The following is an 869-nucleotide window of genomic DNA, read 5'->3' as shown; positions in this document are numbered from 1 at the left end:
ATGGGCATCACTACACGCCCCAAACCATGTCCAATATGACTAAATCATTTACGGAAGAAGTCACTTCATTTAAGGAACGTGAGCTTCATGACCGTTATGCCGCTATTTATATGGACGCAACCTATATCCCTTTAAAGCGGAAAACCGTCGCCAAGGAAGCCATTCATATCGCAGTTGGCATTCGCCCGGACGGATCAAAGGAAGTATTGAGCTATGCGATTGCACCAACTGAATCTATCACGATTTGGGAAGAGATTTTAATAGACCTCCAGGAACGTGGCGTGAAAAACGTCCTCCTTTTCATCACGGATGGCTTAAAGGGGATGGCAGGGGCCGTGCAGCGGTTCTACCCCAAAGCCCGTTTTCAACATTGCTGTGTGCACGTTTCCCGTAATATCAGTCACAAAGTGCGTGTCGATGATCGTAAGGAAGTCTGTGATGATTTTAAAATGGTGTATCAAGCGTCATCTAAAAAGGCGGCATTGGAAGCACGTGGTGCTTTTGCGGAAAAATGGAAAACCAGTTATCCAAAAATGGTGGAATCGATCCTTTCGAACGATTACCTGCTCACTTTCTATGATTTCCCATTAGCCATACGCAAGAGTATTTACTCTACGAACTTGATTGAATCCTTTAATAAGCAAATCAAGAAATACAGCCACCGCAAGGAACAGTTCCAAAATGAAGAGTCGATGGAACGTTTCTTAGTCTCGTCTTTTGATACTTACAACCAAAAATTCCTAGGTCGCAGTCATAAAGGTTTCCAACAGGCCGAAGGCGAGCTCGAACAAATGCTGAGTCAACCGATGGAGAATTAGAAACAATCTACAGTAGGGAAGAACCATTTACACAAAATTATTGACGCTCCC

Annotated in this window: 1 protein-coding gene; it reads left to right on the top strand. The window is 43.8% G+C overall.

Annotated elements, in window-relative coordinates; genetic code table 11:
• The coding region (locus HMPREF2961_RS00595) for an IS256 family transposase (RefSeq protein WP_070703700.1) at positions 1–818 on the top strand (818 nt) is incomplete at its 5' end.
• Positions 819–869: the final 51 nt, after the last annotated feature.

Source organism: Enterococcus sp. HMSC076E04 (assembly GCF_001814285.1).
GTDB lineage: Bacteria > Bacillota > Bacilli > Lactobacillales > Enterococcaceae > Enterococcus_B > Enterococcus_B lactis.
Note: the sequence above shows the minus strand (reverse complement) of the source record. Positions and strands in the feature narration are given on the sequence as shown.